Below are 17,792 nucleotides of genomic sequence, written 5' to 3'. Positions count from 1 at the left end.
ATTTTTTTCTTGAGAACATTTCAGCCTAATTCCTTATATATTATTTTTCATTTGCCTTGCTGAATGCATCAATCATTGAAGTCAGGGCACCGGCTTGAGAATTCAGCTGACTGATATAGGTGTCAAGCCTTGCAAACTCTTTTGCCATGGTTTCATATTTTTTTGTCAGCCTCTGGGTCTCAGTTTCAATGTCTTTGTCAATCCGCGTGATTTTTGATTCAGCTTCATCAATTTCAGTTTCGGCTATGCCTGTTGAACTGACCATGTCTGTCACGGCATTGTTAATGATGTCGGCAAGTCCTGTTATTTCTTTGTCCGTATTTCCCAGAAACAACTCTTTTAAGGAATCGGGATCTGAGGCAATGGCTTCATCAAGAGCGTCTTCATCCATGCTGAATGTGCCGTTGCTGGAGATTTCAAGCCCGATATTTGAAAGGCTGGTGTAGCCGGTATCCAGATCAAGAACAGTTGTTAAAAGGGACTTAAGCTGGTAAACAATCCGGTTGGCACTGCTGGAACCATCAAGGGGGTTGTCAGTATCTTCTTTGGTCGTATCTTCCGTATCTGCGGCTTCTTCATCGGTTTCGGTGCCTTTAATATAGGAAATTATATCGTTAAACCCCTCGATCATGGACATTATGTCTTCTTTAACAGTATCATGGTTGACTTCGATGTTAAGAGTGGATTCCCCCGTGTTTTTCAGGTCAAAGGTAACCCCGGTAATGACATCATCAATGGAGGTATTGGATTGCCGTGAGTATAAGATACCGTTTACGGCAAATTCAGCATTCAAAGATTCACCTTCTGCACCGGTGACTTCCGCCAGACCTGCCAGGTTGGAAAGGCTTATTCTTGCATCCTCCCCTGTGTCATCAGATGTTAAGGTGAACTGGTAAGGGTTGGTTGAATCCCCATTGTCGATCATTGCCGCAGTAATACCTGGGTTGTCTTCGGAGCTATTAATCAGATTTGCCATCTCTTCATAAGTGGTTCCGGGGGGCACGCTCAAATACATGGTGGCTTCATTTTGTGCAATGGCAACGGTTTTATCTGCTGCAAGCCATTCAAATTCGCCGGCTGCGTCAAGCCCTGCAACATTGATCTCCGAATCCGCAGTGTTGCCTCCTGATATTGCTGATAAGCGTATATAATAGTCGCCATCGTCACCACGGGTAAAGGATGCATTCACAAGCTGGTTTCCGTTCGCATCTTTATTGCTGGAAGAAGTGTTGATTTTGTCGGCGATTTCAGAAAATGTCATTCCAGCGGTAAGGCTGATATCAATTTGTTCCTGGCCCGTATTTATCATATTGCCTGTTCCGCCGAAAACATCCAGGGTTTCCCCCTCCATGGTCACTTCAATATCGCTGTGATCCGCAGACATAAGCGTGAGCATGCCGTCTTCGTCCACGGAAGCAGTCACGCCGTGTTCATCACTCTTGGCATTGATTGCATTCACCAGGGTATCGTCGGAATCATTATCACTGATAACCACAGCTCCAATATTAACCCCGTTAATGGCAAATGTGGCATCTGTCGTGCCTGCAGCAATACTGTTTTCCGTGCTGATGCCTTCATATGTGCCGTAATTCAGGGTAAGCGTTTTATCCTGGCTGATCGCTGCCATTGTGTCATGGTCTGTAATCCCTGATTCAGGTTCTGCAAACATGGCTTCCGTCCTGCTTGAAACACCGGTTGACGCCCATGAATTGCGTTGTGCTTTTTGGGTCACGTCAACGCTGTAGGACGATGCATCATAGCCGTCCCCCACCGTGGCGGAGAGAATATCCTCGTCTGTCACGGAAACACTGTTGTCCAGAAAATTGGATGAAAGAGATAAGTTCAGGGCATCGGATTTAATGGAAAAAAGTTTGGCATTGACCGTATTATAGGCATCCACCTGGTTCTGGAATTGTATTTTTTTGTTCTCTTTGGCCGTGATCCTGCTTTCATCAACCCCCTTGAGCTGGTCAAGGATATCCTGAAGATCAAGACCTGATCCTATTCCCAAAGATGTAATTGATCCTGTTGCCATGGCGGTTCTCCATATGAATTTTAATGTTCGTTTTTATTTAATTGTTACTCTTATCGGATCATTGCATAAAAAACATAATTTTTTTTAAGTTATTTTTTGAAACGTCGATAATACATCTCAAGGTTTAAATGACTATAAAATAATTTTTCAAAAGAGGAGGTGAGTAAAAAAAAAGTTTGGATAGTTAAGAATATAAAAATGAAAGGGAAAGGAATCCCTTATTAAAACTCTCAAGGAGGAATAAACTATGGCATTACGAATTAATACAAATGTAGCATCTTTAAACGCGCACAAAAACATGATTAAAACAGACAACAGTCTTTCATCCGCTCTAGAAAAACTGTCGTCCGGCCTTAGAATCAACAAAGCTGCTGATGATGCTTCAGGCATGGCAATTGCCGACTCTCTCCGGTCCCAGTCCCTGGGGCTTGGCCAGGCGATCCGGAACGGTAATGACGGTATCTCCATCGTTCAAACCGCTGATGCTGCCCTGGAAGAGTCCATTAATATCGTTAACACGATCAAACAAAAATCCATCCAGTCCGCTCAGGACGGACAGACTACAGAATCCCGCAAGGCCATCCAGGCGGATATTTCAAAACTCACGGAAGAGCTGGACACCATTGCCAAAACAACGGCATTTAATAACCAGAAACTTCTTTCCGGTAACTTTACCGACAAGAAATTTCAGATCGGGGCCTATGCAGGTGAAACCGTAGACATTTCCATCCAGTCCACGGAAGCCACAAAGATCGGGCATATCAATACTTCAAACCTGACTTTTGCCAGTGAGGGTACGGCGGAACTCAATATTTACAGTAACCTGAAGAATGAAACTTATTCGCTGAACAGCATTGAACTTGAATATAACAATAGCAGGGAAAACAGTGTGGGTGCTGTGGCGGACGCCATTAACAAACTCAGTGATGTTCTGGGGATCAGTGCCACTGCATCTGTTGAAAGCAGTACGGACAGCCATGTCAATGCCGGTTCAACCGACACAGGGTTTGCCATCAACGGCGTCACCATCGGTGCTTTGTCTGTGAGTGAAAATGATTCTGACGGTGCCCTTGTTTCCGCCATCAACAATAAAACCAGTGAACATGGTGTGTCCGCATCTGTCGATCAGTATGGGATTCTTACTCTTACATCGACTGATGACAGGGCCATTGAAGTGACCATGGGCGGAGAGGGGACCAAGAACGTGATGGGCGGAACCCAGGATATGTCCACCCTGGGTACGGTTGAAGTCCGCCAGGAAGGAACTTCTGAGATCGTCATTACCGATGCCAATGTCAAAGATGGTATTGCCATCTCCACTGTTGAAGGCAGTCTTACGGTAAAAACTGAAACTGCTGTAACAACCAAGGATTCAGTTGTTGCAGCCGGTTCCAAACTTGTTGCTACAACGGTCGGGTCCGGTACTGTTGTGGCGGGTTCTCTTAAAATAGACACGGGTGAAGCTGCAAGCGGTGTTGCGGGCGATACCATTGGTGCGGGTTCTGTGATAACTTCCGGATCAACGATTGGTTCAGGAACAACCATTCAGGGATCATTCGCGGTTTCAGGTTCCACCGCCACTGCTGCAAACACAACAAGCGTATTGACGGCCGGTTCAAGTCTTACTTCCGGAAGTACCGTTGGTAACGGAAGTATTTTTAAGGGCGATGTATCTGCTTTCTTTGAGGATGCTGGTGGTAATGTTGTTGTGAGTGGAAGCGGGGCTGATATGGTTACTAAAACCACCGCTGATGTGGCTATTGATGATGGAGAAACCCTGACCCTTGCAGCTGATGCCAAGCTTGCCGCGAACACAGAACTTGCACAGGATTCCGTTGTGGCAGCCGGAAGTGTTTTTACAGGAGATATCGGTACCAAGGGGGATAACACCGTTACCGGTGATATGACCATTGTCGGGGATTCTCTTTTAAAAGCAAATAGTGTCCTGGAAACCGGCTCATCTCTTAGCGATCAATTCAAAGTCACCGGAAATGTCACGGGAACGATGACTCTGGAAATTGATTCAAAGGTTGGTGCCACCTCCGTCCTTACAGATGGCTCGGCTATTGGTGCGGATGTGACCATTAAAGATGATATCACGGTCGGCTATGATACGGATATGCTTCTGGAGGCAGGTTCAAAGATTGCAGCCAAATCAACGCTTACTGCAGGAACTCATTTGACCAATGATATTACAGATGAAAATGATATCACATATAAAGAAGGCACCACCCTGGAAAATGATATAGTTGTTAAAGCCGAAGAAACTCTCACCAAAGCAATGGTGATTAATGGCGGTTCCATACTCAAGGCTGATTCAGTCCTTGATACAAATGTTGCTGCCCAGTCTGACGGTGCGGTTTCTTCCGTGAGTGATGGAGTGTCCTATCGTCTGTCCGACGTTGACGTCACCACCCAGGAAGGCGCCCAGATCGGTATTGCAGTTGCCGATGCCGCGTTGAAAAATCTGGACAAGGTCCGGTCTGACTTAGGTTCCGTACAGAACCAGCTGACCTCCACCATTGCCAATATTTCAACCACCAAGGTAAATGTCCAGGCTGCGGAATCAACCATCCGTGACGTTGACTTTGCAGAAGAGTCAGCCAACTTTACCAAAATGCAGATCTTAAGCCAGGCCGGTACATTTGCCATGTCCCAGGCAAATGCCAGTGCGCAGAATGTCTTGAGTCTGCTCCAGTAAGTTAGTAGAACAAACGTTAGAGTCGTTATAAATGGGGCGGCAGCTGTAAAAGCTGCCGCCCTTATTTTTTTTCTTGACTTGATAACAAATAAAAATGACGATAGTAATTTTTATTTGTTCAGAGGATCAGCCATTTAAAACAAAGGAGAAAAATTTTGAGAGTTCTGTTGGTTGTTTATGATAACGATTCTTATATCCACTGGTTTCCCCAGGGGTTGGCTTATATTGCGGCGGTCCTCAAACAAGACGGCTATGATGTTGAAATTTATCATCAGGATGTCCATCATTACCCGGATGAACACCTCACAGCCTATCTTGACCGAAATAAATTCGATATCATCGGTGTCAGCATCATTGCCGGGTATTATCAATATAAAAAACTGCTCGATATTTCCAGTGCCATTGGAAAGTCAAAACAGAGACCTGAACTGTTCATCATCGGAGGGCACGGGCCGTCGCCCGAACCTGAATATTTCCTTGAAAAAACCGGGGCTGATGTCGCCGTTATCGGTGAAGGGGAAGAAACGGTTTTGGAACTCTTTGAAGCTTTTGCCAATCATAAGCCGCTGGACAACATCAAGGGGATTGCATACCGCAACGGCAGGGAGGTTGTGGTGAACCCCAGGCGGGAATTGATAAAGGACATTGACAGTATCCCGTGGCCGTCCTATGAACTTTTCCCCATTGAGTATTACAGATTGTTGAGAATGCCCCATTGCAGCCACAGTGATTTTATCATGCCGCTGCTGTCCGGCCGGGGATGCACGTTTAAATGTAATTTTTGTTACAGGATGGACAAGGGATTCCGGCCTCGAAGTGCCGGGGCAATTGTTGAAGAGATTCAATATCTGAAAAAGGAATTTAATATATCATATATTGCCTTTTCCGACGAACTTCTCATGTCATCCAAACAGCGCACCATGGAAATCTGTGAATCCTTTTTAAAGGCCGAATTGAATATAAAATGGGACTGCAACGGCAGGCTCAACTATGCAACACCTGAAGTGTTGTCGGTAATGAAAAGGGCGGGATGCGTTTTTATCAATTACGGCATCGAAGCCTATGACAACGAGGTGTTGAAGAAGATGAACAAAGCGCTCTCAATCAGGCAGATAAACCAGGGGATTGAAGCCACGTTGTCTGCCGGAATCAGTCCCGGTCTGAACATGCTGTTCGGCCATATCGGCGACAATAAGGACAGTTTAAATGCCGCGGTTGATTTTTTGATCAAGCATGATGACGGAGCCCAGATGAGAACCATTCGGCCCGTGACCCCATACCCTGGTTCACCTCTCTATGATTATGCCGTTGAAAAAGGCTTGATTAAAGATATCCGGGATTTTTATGAAAACAAGCATTTGAATTCAGATCTTTTTGCGGCTAATTTTACTCAATTATCGGAAGAAGAATTGTATTCGGAATTAACAAATGCCAATATACGGCTTATGGAAAATTATTTTGAAAATAAAAAAAAGTTGATGACTGTTCAAACCAGGCATTTATATTCAACCCGGGATGCATCATTCAGGGGTTTTCGGCAATCATAGCCAATTAGGAAAAAGCAATTGAAATTAAAAAATAAAAAAGTTCTGGTGACCGGTGCCGATGGGTTTATCGGGTCCCACCTGGTGGAAATGCTTGTGGAATCAGGTGCCGGCGTAAAAGCGTTAAACCAGTATAACTCTTTTAATAATTGGGGATGGCTGGAGGCCCTTGACTGCCTGAGTGATATTGAAGTCGTATCCGGGGATGTGCGTGATCCCCATTTTTGTAAAGAGATTACAAAGAATACGGATGTGATTTTTCATCTGGCGGCCTTGATTGCCATTCCTTATTCCTATATTGCCCCGGACAGTTATGTGGATACCAATGTCAAGGGAACCCTGAATATCTGCCAGGCGGCAAAGGAAAACGGTTGTGAGCGGGTTATTCATACCTCAACATCGGAAGTCTACGGCACTGCGCAATACGTTCCCATTGATGAAAAGCACCCGTTGCAGCCCCAGTCTCCCTATTCCGCCAGCAAAATCGGGGCGGACCACATGGCCATGAGTTTTCACCAGGCTTTCGGCCTGCCCGTGACCATTGCCCGGCCTTTTAACACCTACGGTCCCCGTCAAAGCGCCAGGGCGGTTATTCCCACCATTATCGGGCAGATTGCAGCAGGTGCAAAGAAGATCAAATTAGGGGATCTGACCCCAACCCGGGATTTTAACTATGTTCTGGATACCTGCAAAGGGTTTACGGCTTTGGCACAATCCGACCAAACAATTGGAGAGATCGTCAATATCGGTTCGGGCGTTGAAATTTCCGTGGCAGATACCCTTGATTTGATCAGGAAAATGATGAGTTCTGATGTCAAATTTGTGACGGATGACCAAAGACTTCGGCCAAAGGATTCAGAGGTCTTCCGGCTGTGCTGTGATAACACAAAAATAAATCAACTTACCGGTTTTAAGCCGGACTATTCCTTGGAACAGGGATTAGAGAAAACCATTGAATGGTTTGTCGATCCTGAAAATCTTTCACACTACAAAACAGATATCTATAATGTATAGCGACCTCATCAAATTTATAAGAGACTGGTATCAAACCAAAGAGCTTGTTCCTCTTCATGAACCTCGCTTCAGAGAAATCGACCGGAATTATGTTATGGATGCCATTGATTCCACCTTTGTCTCCAGCATTGGTGAGTATGTTGATCGGTTTGAACAGAAGCTGGCTCAATATCTGGGTGCGGCATATGCGGTGGCAACGGTGAACGGAACGGCTGCCCTTCAAACGGCATTAAGAGTGGCAGGAGTTGAACAACATAATGAAGTTATCACCCAGCCACTGACCTTTGTGGCAACAGCCAATGCCATTGTTCATAATAATGCCGTCCCCGCATTTGTTGATGTCAACAAGGCAACTCTTGGATTGTGCCCGGATGCCCTGGAAAAGTTTCTTGATCAAAATGCTTCAAAAAAGGATCAGGGAGTTTTTAATAAAAATACCGGTAGACGGATTGCTGCAATCATTCCCATGCACACCTTCGGAAACCCCTGTAGAATGGAACAAATAATGGAGTTGGCAAACTATTGGAATATTGCCGTTGTTGAAGACGCTGCCGAAGCATTGGGGTCAAAAATTTCAAAAACATATTGTGCCACATTCGGTTCTTTGGGGGTGTTGAGTTTTAACGGGAATAAAACCATTACCTGTGGTGGCGGAGGTGCCATTATTACAAATGACAAGAGGCTTGCACAAAAAGCAAAGCATTTGACAACCACGGCAAAAGTACAGCATCAATGGGAGTTTGTTCATGATGAAATCGGCTATAATTTTCGGTTGCCCAATTTGAATGCTGCATTGGCCTGCGCCCAGCTTGAGCAGGTGGATGGTATTCTGAATGACAAACGAAAACTTGCCCGTGCCTATGAAAAATTTTTTAAAGAATCAGGATGGGGGCATTTTGTTACGGAGCCTGAAGGGTGTACCAGCAATTACTGGCTGAATGCAGTTATTACTGCCGATAAAAAGCAGCGGGATGAATTTTTGAAAAAAACAAATGAATCCGGCATAATGACCCGGCCTGCCTGGCAGTTGCTGCCGGATCTTCAAATATATAAAGCGTGTCAAACAGACAGCCTGGAAAATGCAAGATGGCTTGCAAAGAGGATTATAAACCTGCCAAGCAGTGCGAGGGCCAATGTCTGAAAAAGAAATTATTCTTGTCGGCGGCGGCGGTCATTGCCGGTCTTGTATCGACGTCATCGAGACCGGCAGGACATTCTCCATAGCCGGAATAGTGGAACAGCCGGGAAAAGATAAATCCGGGCCAATCCTTGGATATCCGGTGATAGGATTTGATAATGATCTTGAAATTTTGAAAAAACAGTATGATTATGCCCTGATAACCGTGGGACAGGTTGGGTCATCCAATGTCAGGCAAAGACTTTTTAATCTTTTAAAACAAACAGGTTTTATTCTTCCCGTTGTTGTTTCCCCTTTGGCGTATGTGTCAAAACGTTCACAAATAGGGGAAGGCAGTATCGTTATGCATCATGCAATTGTAAATGCCGGAGCCGGTGTCGGGAAAAATTGTATTTTAAATACCAGGTGTTTGATTGAACATGACGCAAAAATCGGGAATCATACTCATATCTCCACGGCTGCCGTTTTAAACGGTGAAGCAAAAGTCGGTTCCGGCAGCTTTGTGGGATCAAATTCAACCGTTGTTCAAGGAGCCAGGCTCCCGGACCATTTTTTTTTTAAGGCGGGAAGCCTCATTGCCGGTGAAAAAGACGGAAAAATCATGAAGGATAATAAGTTATAATGAATCATGACAAGGTGTTCATAATTGCCGAAGCCGGGGTCAATCATAACGGTTCCCTTGACCGGGCCAGGGAGATGGTTGAAATTGCCGCCAATGCCGGTGCTGATGCCGTAAAATTCCAGACATTTAAAGCAAAAACACTTGTTACAAAGAGTGCGGTCAAGGCTGATTATCAAAAAAAAACATCCGCCCGGGAAGAATCCCAGTTTGATATGCTGAAAAAACTTGAATTATCCCATGATGCTCACTTGGAATTGATTAACACATGCAGGTTAAAAGGGATTGAGTTTTTATCTTCCCCTTTTGACCTTGAAACCATTGATTTGCTGAAAAATCTGAAAATTGCCAGGTGGAAGATTCCTTCAGGAGAAATTACCAATTTGCCCTATTTAAGAAAAATTGCTTCTTTTGGTCAGGAAATAATATTGTCCACAGGAATGGCGGATCTGGAAGAAATCAAGGCCGCTGTTTTTGTGTTTAAAAAGGCTGAAATTCCTTTGGACATGATAACCGTTCTTCACTGCAATACGGAATATCCAACCCCCATGCAGGACGTTAACCTGAATGCCATGCAAACCATAAAGGATTCATTTCCCGGGGTTAAGGTCGGTTATTCTGATCATACAAAAGGCATTGAAATTCCCATTGCGGCAGTTGCCATGGGAGCCACAATGATTGAAAAACATTTTACCCTGGATAAACATTTACCCGGCCCGGACCACAATGCGTCTCTGTTACCGGATGAACTGACACAAATGGTCAGGGCTGTCAGAAATATTGAGATGGCCCTTGGCAACGGCATAAAAAAGCCAAGCCGGTCGGAGAAAAAAAATATTCCCATTGCCCGGAAAAGTATTGTTGCAGCCTGTCGTATTGCTGCCGGAGAATCCTTTACCAAGGATAATCTGACGGTAAAAAGGCCGGGAACAGGTATCAGTCCGATGAAATGGGATGATGTTATTGGTGGGGAGGCAGGAAAAAATTATAAAAAAGATGACCTGATTGATGCGTAAAATTTGTGTCTATACATCCACCCGTGCTGAATATGGTCTTCTCCGGAATTTTATTAAAGAGATCCATGAAGATTCAAATCTGCAATTGCAATTGCTGGTCAGCGGCACCCACCTGGTGCCGGAGCAGGGCATGACCATTGAAGAAATACGCAAGGACGGATTTGAACCGGACAAATGTGTGGATATCGATCTTATTGATGATTCTCCAACAGGAATTTGCCAATCTATGGGAACAGCCGTTTCTGAATATGGGAAATTTTTTGCTGCATACAACCCTGACATATTGGTTGTTCTTGGTGACCGGTTTGAAGCTTTCTGCTGTGCAACAGCTGCCCAGGTCTGCTGTGTTCCCATTGCCCATATTCATGGAGGAGAAACAACACAAGGGGCCATTGATGAGGCTTTCCGGCACAGCATTACTAAAATGGCCCACCTTCATTTCCCCTGTTGTGAAGCATACCTGCGCAGAATTGTCCAGATGGGCGAGCAGCCCGAATATGTTTATAATGTGGGGGCGTTAGGGGTTGAAAATATCAGGAATTTGAATCTGATGGAACGGGGTGATCTTGAAGAGTCCATAAGATTTAAGTTGGATAAACCGTTTTTCCTTATAACGTTTCATCCGGTGACCTTAGAAAAAAACAGTTCTAAAGAGCAGTTTACAGAAATCTTAGGCGCTTTGGACCAGTATTCGGATCATAAGTTTGTTTTTACAGGGTCAAATGCGGATACCGGCGGCCAGGTGGTCAATCAAATGCAAAAGGATTACCAGAACAAACATCCTGATCAGTGCCTTGTGGTGCCGTCCCTTGGGTATTTAAGATATCTTTCCGCAATGAAGTTTTGTGAGGCGGTTATAGGGAACAGTTCCAGCGGTATTTTTGAAGCACCTGCGCTTAAAGTCCCTGCAATCAATATCGGAGACCGGCAGAAGGGCAGAATCAGGACGGAAAGTATTGTTGACTGCAATCCTTCTAAAGAATCAATATTGGCAGCCTTGAAAATAATACAGAGTCATTTTTTTCAGTTAAATTTAAAAAGCATGAATATTCCGTTTGAAAAGTCCGGTACTGCTAAAAAAATTAAGGAAATTTTACAAACAGCCGATTTAAAAGATATCTTAAAAAAGAAATTTCATGATATTGAATGCTGATCAATATTCAATCGAGAATATTCAATCGAGAAGACAGACAGGTTGAAAAATGAAAGACTGGAAAAAAACATCCGTAGGGCCCGGGACCAGCATAAAAGAGACCATTGCGGTAATAGACAAGAGCGCTCTTCAGATTGCCCTTGTTGTTGATCCTGATGATAAGCTTCTTGGAACTGTTACAGACGGTGATATCCGCCGTGGCATCTTAAAGGGGATCAGTCTTGATGAACCTGTAGAGCGTATTTATTATGTTTCTCCTCTTACTGCTTCTGTTAAGGATGATCCCGGAACAATGCACAGGATAATGAAGGAGCAGCTGATTAATCAACTTCCCATTGTTGATCATAAGGGCAGGGTAGTAGAACTCATGTTTTTACGGGATATCCTGAAAGAGAAGAAACAAAAGAATCCTGTTGTTCTCATGGCCGGAGGTCTTGGTACAAGGCTTCGTCCTTTAACCGAGTCATGCCCGAAACCGCTTTTAAAGATCGGGGGAACCCCTCTGCTTGAAACGATTCTTGAAGGGTTTATAAAAAAAGGCTTTGATACCTTTTATATTTCAGTGAATTATAAAGCCGATATGATTGAGGACTATTTTGGGGATGGATCTAAATGGGGAGTGAACATTGAATACTTAAGGGAAACACAACGGCTTGGAACCGCCGGAAGCATCAAACTTCTTTCTGAAAAACCATTGCTTCCTTTTATTGTGATGAATGGAGATCTCTTAACCAAAGTTGATTTTAAGCAACTGTTGGAATTTCATATCAACAATAACAAACTCAGTAATGCCATGGCAACCATGTGTGTCAGGGAATACAACATGCAGGTGCCCTATGGTGTGATCAAGCAGGAAGGAAATAAATTGGTGCAGCTTGATGAAAAGCCTGTCCAGCGCTTTTTTGTTAACGGGGGAATCTATGTTTTTCAACCGGATATGATGGACTTGATACCGGATGATCAATATTTTGATATGACCCATCTTTTTGACAAGATGATGGAAAAAGATTATAAAACCGTGGTATTTCAGATCAGGGAATACTGGATGGATATCGGTCATAAAAGGGATTTTGAAACGGCTGACGGTGAGTTCGGTGAGATATTCTGGGGGTAGTTTTATGAAAGATTCAAATCATTATCTAAGGAGTATGTTTGATTTTTAATAAGCACAATCCATATAATTGGTTGAAAAAATTAAATGCAACGATTATGTCGTCACAATGCAGATTGGGCAAATCATCTGTTGATCTGGAAGACGGATGCTTTGCTGCCGGTAAGATCATTAACAATACTGTTGAAAAAGATGCAAGCATCTGGTGGGTTGGAAACGGGGGAAGTGCGGCAATCTGTTCCCATCTGTCACAGGACATGCTCAATAAGCTTGGTGCAAAGTCATTTTTTTTAGGGGATACGCCTTTGATAACATGCATGGCTAATGATTTTGGTTATGAAAATGTTTATCTTCAACCCCTTGAAAGGCTTGCAAGGCCGCATGACCTTTTAATTGCCATCTCAAGTTCTGGCAATTCTGAAAATATTCTCTTGTGCGCTGAAATGGCTTTGACAAGAGATATGGAGCTTATAACCCTCAGCGGGTTTAAAGATGATAACAGACTGTGGAATATGGAAAGTGATTTATCCTTTTTTGTGCCTGCAAATCTTTTCGGTATTGTGGAATTAAGCCACGAGGCAATTCTGCATGGGATCATAGAATCGCTCTGGCTTGAAAAGAAAGAATCTTTGATAGCTTCCGGTACATTAAAAGAAAAATGTGTTAATTAAAAATGTTTAAGAATAAGAAGGTCCTTGCCATCATTCCTGCCCGTGGCGGTTCAAAAGGAGTTCCACGAAAAAATATTAAATTGGCAGGGGGAAAACCTCTGATAGCCTGGATAATTGAAGCTGCAAAAAAATCCGCCTATATCGATCGTTTAGTTCTGTCTTCCGATGATGCCGAGATAATAAGTGTTGCCCGAGAATACGGATGCGAGGTGCCTTTCGTCCGTCCGGCTGATTTTGCCCGGGATAACAGCACTGCTTCTGATGTTATTTTAAATGCACTCGATGAAATTCCGGGATATGATTATGTAATGCTTTTGCAGCCAACGTCTCCTTTGACTCTGACCAAAGACATTGATGGATGTATTGAATTCTGTATAAATACCAATGCAAAATCTACAGTGTCTGTAACCAAGCCTGGTAAAAGTCCTTACTGGATGTTTAATATGGTGGAGGGGAACAAGTTGAAGCCTGTTCTTGGAGAAAAATATTTGAACAGACAACGGCAGGAGCTTCCTGATGTATATATGCCTACAGGTGCTGTTTATATTTCTGAAACTCAATGGTTTCTAAAGAAAAAATCTTTTTATTCAGACTCAACTTATGGATATATAATCCCAAGGGACCGCTCACTGGATATAGATTCAAAACTTGACTTCAAACTTTTTGAAATGATTATTCAAACAGTTTAAGAAAAAAATTGATAAATTAATTCAATACTCTTTAATATCAATCCGATAATACATATCCGAAACAGAAAATTTTGCAGGATTTTGTTTTCCCGGGAAAATAAGGGCTTGAGAAGCCTGATAGAACGGCAATGATTTGTAGTGATGTCGTTTTGATTTTGTGGTATGAGTGCTGAAATTAAGTAAGAGGGTTTTATCGGTTATGTAAACGAAAGGGCGGAGCTATATGCAAGGATTTTCTAAAAAAGTTCTGGTTCTGGGTAGTAATTCATTCTCAGGGTCACACTTTGTTGATGCCGCCCTGAATCAAGGCATGAATATTGTCGGAATAAGCAGATCAAAGGAACTTGCAACGGTATTTCTTCCTTATAAATGGAAACCCATAAAGAACAATCAATTTAGTTTTTTTCAATATGATCTGAATCATGATTTAGATCGAATCCTGGAGATTATTTTTGATTATAAACCCGATTATATTGTTAACTTTGCAGCACAGGGCATGGTGGCTGAAAGTTGGGATAATCCTGATCAATGGTTTATGACCAATACATTGTCGGCTGTCAAACTGCATCAGCGACTTAAAGATTGTGTGTTTTTGAAAAAATTTGTTCAGGTGTCAACTCCCGAAGTGTATGGTTCATCTGAAGGAAACGTTAAAGAAAGCAAGGTCTATAATCCCAGCACACCCTATGCCGTTTCAAAGGCAGCCATAGACATGAGTCTGATGACTTTTTTCAGGCAGTATAATTTCCCTGTGGTTTTTACGCGATCCTCCAATGTTTATGGTCCGGGCCAGCAGTTGTATAGAATTGTTCCCAAAGCTATTCTCTTTTTTAAAACCGGTAGAAAGCTTGAACTCCATGGTGGTGGAAGAAGTGTCCGGTCATTTATTCATATAAAAGATGTTGTGCAAGGGACATTAAAAGCCATGCACATGGGAAAACCAGGAAAAATTTATCACTTTTCAACCTCTGATCCATTGTCCATAAGATCCCTTGTGAAAATGATTGCAAAACACACAGGCGTCCTTTTTAACAAGAACGTTATTGATGTGAATGATCGCTCCGGCAAGGATAAGGCTTATCTGCTTGATGATTCAAGAACATCCGGAGAATTGGGCTGGCAGGCTGAAATTTCATTGGAACTGGGAATCAAAGAGACGATTGAGTGGATAAATCATAGTATAGATGATTTGAAAAAAGAAAAATTTGAGTATGTTCATACCCAATAAATATATATTTTAGATTTCAGACTGATAAGTGACAGGATTTTAAAAAAAATAAAGCGTATATGGAAGACCGATTCAAAATAGACAGTCACAAGTTGATTTATCACGTTGAAAGGGTTGCCGGCTGGTTGGATAATAAATTGATTTATCCGATCTATATGGAAATAAGCCCAAGCGGAGCCTGTAATCACAGATGTTTTTTCTGTAGCATGGATTTTATGGGATACAGGAAGATTTTTTTAAATACCCCTGTTTTAAAGGAACGAATAACCGAACTGGCCGGTCTTGGTTTAAAGAGCATTATGTTTGCAGGAGAAGGAGAGCCTTTTCTCCACAAAGATCTTCCGGAGATTATTGTTCATACGAAAAACGAAGGAATAGATGTTGCACTTACTACCAATGGCGTTTTGATGCGGCCTTCCATCACTGATATGATTCTGGATAAGGTTGAGTGGATAAAGGTCAGTTTGAATGCCGGCACGGCTGAAACCTATTCCAAAATCCATGGAACACAAGCAGGGGATTTTTACAAAGTATTATCGAATATGGAGTACGCCGTAAAAAAGAGAAAATTCTTTGGAAGCAAATGTACACTCGGACTTCAGATACTTCTTGTGCCTGAAAATTATCATGAAGTTGAATTGTTAGCGCAAAAGGCATGTGAAATCGGCGCAGACTACCTTGTTGTTAAACCCTATACACACCATCACAAAAATGCCCATAGCTGTGAAATTTGTTATCATGATTTTGATGACCTTGGATCAAGATTGGAAAAATATAATACAGAGCATTTCAATATCATCTTTAGGACCACTGCAATGAAGAAGTGGGATAGAAAAAAACGGGATTATTCAAAATGTCGTTGTCTTCCTTTCTGGTCCTACATGGATAGCCGGGGGGACATCTGGGGTTGCAGTGCCCACTTGCTTGAAGACCGCTTTAATTACGGTTCGCTTATGAAGCAGACCTTTAAGGAAATCTGGGAAGGTGAAAAAAGGAGTGCATCTTTAAAATGGGTTGACACTTCTTTGGATATTCAAACATGCAAACTCAATTGCCGGATGGATGAGGTAAACAGATACCTGAATGAGCTTAAAGACCCTCCTGACCACGTAAATTTTATATAGAGATAGAGATATGATGACCAACATGGAATATTCCGTTTCCCAATTAGAACAAACAGCAAGACAAATCCGGGCAAAGCTGGTCGAGATGTCGCATTATGGAAAAGCATCCCATCTTGGATCAGCCCTTTCATCGGTTGATATTCTGGTCAGCCTTTATTGGAAAAAGCTGGGGCTTGACCAAAATACGATTAAAGCGTCAGACCGGAACAGATTTATTCTGAGTAAAGGCCATGCGGCCTCAGCGCTCTATGCTGCCCTTGCATTTAAAAATATTATTCCCAAGGATTTGTTGGAAACCTATTGCCAACAAGGGTCAAAGCTTGAAGAACACCCCGGACCGGGAAATCTGCCGGGAGTTGAAGCGGCAACAGGATCATTGGGCCATGGACTTTCCATCGGGCTGGGTATGTCACTTGCCGGGAAAATAAAAAAACAGGCATATCATGTTTTTGTTTTATTAAGTGACGGAGAATGTAATGAAGGCTCTGTCTGGGAGGCAGCCATGTTTGCACCGGCAAAAGGCTTGAACAGGGTTTGTGTTATTATAGATTTTAATAAATGGCAGGCCACGGACAGAAGTTGCGAAGTCATGGCACTGCAACCGCTGAAGGAAAAATGGCGGGCCTTTGGCTGGAATGCCATGGAAATCGACGGACATGATATGGATGAACTTTCCCGGGCGTTATCATCCATCCCTGACAATCCTGAAAAGCCGACGGCAATTATTGCAAATACAATAAAGGGCAAAGGCATCTCTTTTATGGAAGATGATAACAACTGGCATTACAGAATACCCAATGAACAAGAAATGTTTCGGGCGAAAGAGGAGTTGGGAATACTATGAGAAATGCATTTGCCAAAGAGTTGACCCTCCTTGCAGAAAAACATCCAGAGCTTGTTTTGCTCACCGGTGATATGGGGAACCGACTTTTTAACGAGTATAAGCAAAAATTTCCCGACAGATTTTATAACTGTGGTGTGGCAGAAGCGAACATGCAATCCGTTGCAGCAGGCATGGCTATGTGCGGTTTAAGGCCTGTTACCTATTCAATCGCTTCTTTTAATACGCTTCGTTGTTTTGAACAGATAAAAATTGATGTATGCTATCATAACCTGCCGGTAATTATAGTGGGTGTGGGGTCTGGCTTATCCTACGCAGAACTGGGACCGACCCATCAATCATGTGAAGATATTGCAATGCTGAGAACACTTCCCGGCATGACGGTTATTGCTCCCGGGGATGCGGTTGAGGTAAAATTTGCACTCAAGGCTGCCGTTGAGTGGGGTAAACCGGTCTATTTAAGACTTGGGAAAAAAAATGAGCCTGTGGTGCATGATACAGATCCTGATTTTACTATTGGAAAAGCCATTACGATTAAAAAAGGAAAAGATATTTGTCTTCTTAGTACCGGCAATGTATTGCCATTGGCACTGGATACTGCAAATTTACTTGAAAATAAAGGAAAATCAGTAACAGTGGTCAGCATGCATACAATAAAACCGCTTGATGAGCATGCGCTTGAAAATGCGTTCCTCAATTATTCCTGCGTGGCAACCATAGAGGAACATAGCCTTCGGGGCGGTCTCGGATCCGCAGTTGCAGAGTGGCTCATTGATCAAAACCGGACATATCCTGCAAAATTGACAAGGTTTGGTTGTAAAGATGTCTTTTTACATGCCTCAGGCGGGCAAAATAATATACGGACACTCTTTAATATTGATCCGGAATCAATAGCTCAATCGTTATAG

The 17,792-nt window shown here is 43.0% G+C and carries 15 protein-coding genes; 14 read left to right on the top strand and 1 reads right to left on the bottom strand.

Going from position 1 to position 17,792, the window contains the following annotated elements:
• Window positions 1-40: 40 nt before the first annotated feature.
• Complete coding sequence (fliD, locus tag BLT94_RS02850) at window positions 41-2,035, bottom strand: flagellar filament capping protein FliD (RefSeq protein WP_092230216.1); 1,995 nt, start codon at window positions 2,033-2,035, stop codon at window positions 41-43.
• 247 nt (window positions 2,036-2,282) lie between these two features.
• On the opposite strand from fliD, the gene BLT94_RS02845 reads away from it, so the two are divergent.
• From BLT94_RS02845 to BLT94_RS02780, 14 genes are all read left to right on the top strand, one after another.
• On the top strand, window positions 2,283-4,736 hold the full coding sequence (locus BLT94_RS02845) for a flagellin N-terminal helical domain-containing protein (protein ID WP_092230214.1): 2,454 nt from the start codon (window positions 2,283-2,285) through the stop codon (window positions 4,734-4,736).
• A 155-nt stretch (window positions 4,737-4,891) separates the two neighbouring features.
• Entirely contained in the window at window positions 4,892-6,283 is a 1,392-nt protein-coding gene (locus BLT94_RS02840; protein WP_092230213.1) for a B12-binding domain-containing radical SAM protein, read from the top strand.
• An 18-nt stretch (window positions 6,284-6,301) separates the two neighbouring features.
• Window positions 6,302-7,294, top strand: a complete 993-nt coding sequence (locus BLT94_RS02835) for an NAD-dependent 4,6-dehydratase LegB (RefSeq protein ID WP_092230212.1) — start codon at window positions 6,302-6,304, stop codon at window positions 7,292-7,294.
• Window positions 7,287-8,435, top strand: coding sequence for a LegC family aminotransferase (locus BLT94_RS02830; protein ID WP_092230211.1), 1,149 nt, complete (start codon window positions 7,287-7,289; stop codon window positions 8,433-8,435). The genes BLT94_RS02835 and BLT94_RS02830 overlap by 8 nt, the downstream gene beginning before the upstream one ends.
• Window positions 8,428-9,054 carry a NeuD/PglB/VioB family sugar acetyltransferase gene (locus tag BLT94_RS02825; protein ID WP_092230210.1) on the top strand — a complete coding sequence of 209 codons (627 nt, stop codon included), beginning with the start codon at window positions 8,428-8,430 and terminating at the stop codon, window positions 9,052-9,054. Before BLT94_RS02830 ends, BLT94_RS02825 begins: the two co-directional genes overlap by 8 nt.
• A complete protein-coding gene (gene neuB / locus BLT94_RS02820) occupies window positions 9,054-10,067 on the top strand; it encodes an N-acetylneuraminate synthase (RefSeq protein WP_092230208.1) in 1,014 nt (337 codons plus the stop codon). The genes BLT94_RS02825 and neuB overlap by 1 nt, the downstream gene beginning before the upstream one ends.
• Window positions 10,060-11,220, top strand: a complete 1,161-nt coding sequence (gene neuC, locus BLT94_RS02815) for a UDP-N-acetylglucosamine 2-epimerase (protein WP_092230206.1) — start codon at window positions 10,060-10,062, stop codon at window positions 11,218-11,220. The genes neuB and neuC overlap by 8 nt, the downstream gene beginning before the upstream one ends.
• 49 nt (window positions 11,221-11,269) lie before the next feature.
• Window positions 11,270-12,334 (top strand): nucleotidyltransferase family protein, encoded by a 1,065-nt coding sequence (locus tag BLT94_RS02810; RefSeq protein WP_092230204.1) that lies wholly within the window; start codon window positions 11,270-11,272, stop codon window positions 12,332-12,334.
• Window positions 12,335-12,372: 38 nt separating this feature from the next.
• Window positions 12,373-13,002, top strand: coding sequence for an SIS domain-containing protein (locus BLT94_RS02805; protein ID WP_092230202.1), 630 nt, complete (start codon window positions 12,373-12,375; stop codon window positions 13,000-13,002).
• A gap of 2 nt (window positions 13,003-13,004) precedes the next feature.
• Window positions 13,005-13,691, top strand: coding sequence for an acylneuraminate cytidylyltransferase family protein (locus BLT94_RS02800; protein WP_092230200.1), 687 nt, complete (start codon window positions 13,005-13,007; stop codon window positions 13,689-13,691).
• Window positions 13,692-13,914: 223 nt separating this feature from the next.
• Window positions 13,915-14,919: a GDP-mannose 4,6-dehydratase gene (locus BLT94_RS02795; RefSeq protein ID WP_092230198.1), complete on the top strand. Its 1,005-nt coding sequence runs from the start codon at window positions 13,915-13,917 to the stop codon at window positions 14,917-14,919.
• A 59-nt stretch (window positions 14,920-14,978) separates the two neighbouring features.
• The gene (locus BLT94_RS02790; protein WP_092230196.1) at window positions 14,979-16,043 is read left to right on the top strand and encodes a radical SAM/SPASM domain-containing protein; all 1,065 of its coding nucleotides are present in this window, start codon (window positions 14,979-14,981) and stop codon (window positions 16,041-16,043) included.
• 10 nt (window positions 16,044-16,053) lie between these two features.
• Window positions 16,054-16,887, top strand: coding sequence for a transketolase (locus tag BLT94_RS02785; RefSeq protein WP_217641222.1), 834 nt, complete (start codon window positions 16,054-16,056; stop codon window positions 16,885-16,887).
• Window positions 16,884-17,792, top strand: coding sequence for a transketolase family protein (locus BLT94_RS02780; protein ID WP_092230194.1), 909 nt, complete (start codon window positions 16,884-16,886; stop codon window positions 17,790-17,792). The genes BLT94_RS02785 and BLT94_RS02780 overlap by 4 nt, the downstream gene beginning before the upstream one ends.

This window comes from Desulfobacula phenolica (assembly GCF_900105645.1).
Classification (GTDB): domain Bacteria; phylum Desulfobacterota; class Desulfobacteria; order Desulfobacterales; family Desulfobacteraceae; genus Desulfobacula; species Desulfobacula toluolica.
This window is presented reverse-complemented; position numbering and strand designations above follow the sequence as displayed.

Coding starts and splice junctions, on each gene's coding strand:
- fliD (WP_092230216.1), bottom strand. CDS start 2,035: ATGGCAACAGGATCAATTACATCTTTGGGAATAGGATCAGGTCTTGAT.
- BLT94_RS02845 (WP_092230214.1), top strand. CDS start 2,283: ATGGCATTACGAATTAATACAAATGTAGCATCTTTAAACGCGCACAAA.
- BLT94_RS02830 (WP_092230211.1), top strand. CDS start 7,287: ATGTATAGCGACCTCATCAAATTTATAAGAGACTGGTATCAAACCAAA.
- BLT94_RS02825 (WP_092230210.1), top strand. CDS start 8,428: ATGTCTGAAAAAGAAATTATTCTTGTCGGCGGCGGCGGTCATTGCCGG.
- neuB (WP_092230208.1), top strand. CDS start 9,054: ATGAATCATGACAAGGTGTTCATAATTGCCGAAGCCGGGGTCAATCAT.
- neuC (WP_092230206.1), top strand. CDS start 10,060: ATGCGTAAAATTTGTGTCTATACATCCACCCGTGCTGAATATGGTCTT.
- BLT94_RS02810 (WP_092230204.1), top strand. CDS start 11,270: ATGAAAGACTGGAAAAAAACATCCGTAGGGCCCGGGACCAGCATAAAA.
- BLT94_RS02800 (WP_092230200.1), top strand. CDS start 13,005: ATGTTTAAGAATAAGAAGGTCCTTGCCATCATTCCTGCCCGTGGCGGT.
- BLT94_RS02795 (WP_092230198.1), top strand. CDS start 13,915: ATGCAAGGATTTTCTAAAAAAGTTCTGGTTCTGGGTAGTAATTCATTC.
- BLT94_RS02790 (WP_092230196.1), top strand. CDS start 14,979: ATGGAAGACCGATTCAAAATAGACAGTCACAAGTTGATTTATCACGTT.
- BLT94_RS02785 (WP_217641222.1), top strand. CDS start 16,054: ATGATGACCAACATGGAATATTCCGTTTCCCAATTAGAACAAACAGCA.
- BLT94_RS02780 (WP_092230194.1), top strand. CDS start 16,884: ATGAGAAATGCATTTGCCAAAGAGTTGACCCTCCTTGCAGAAAAACAT.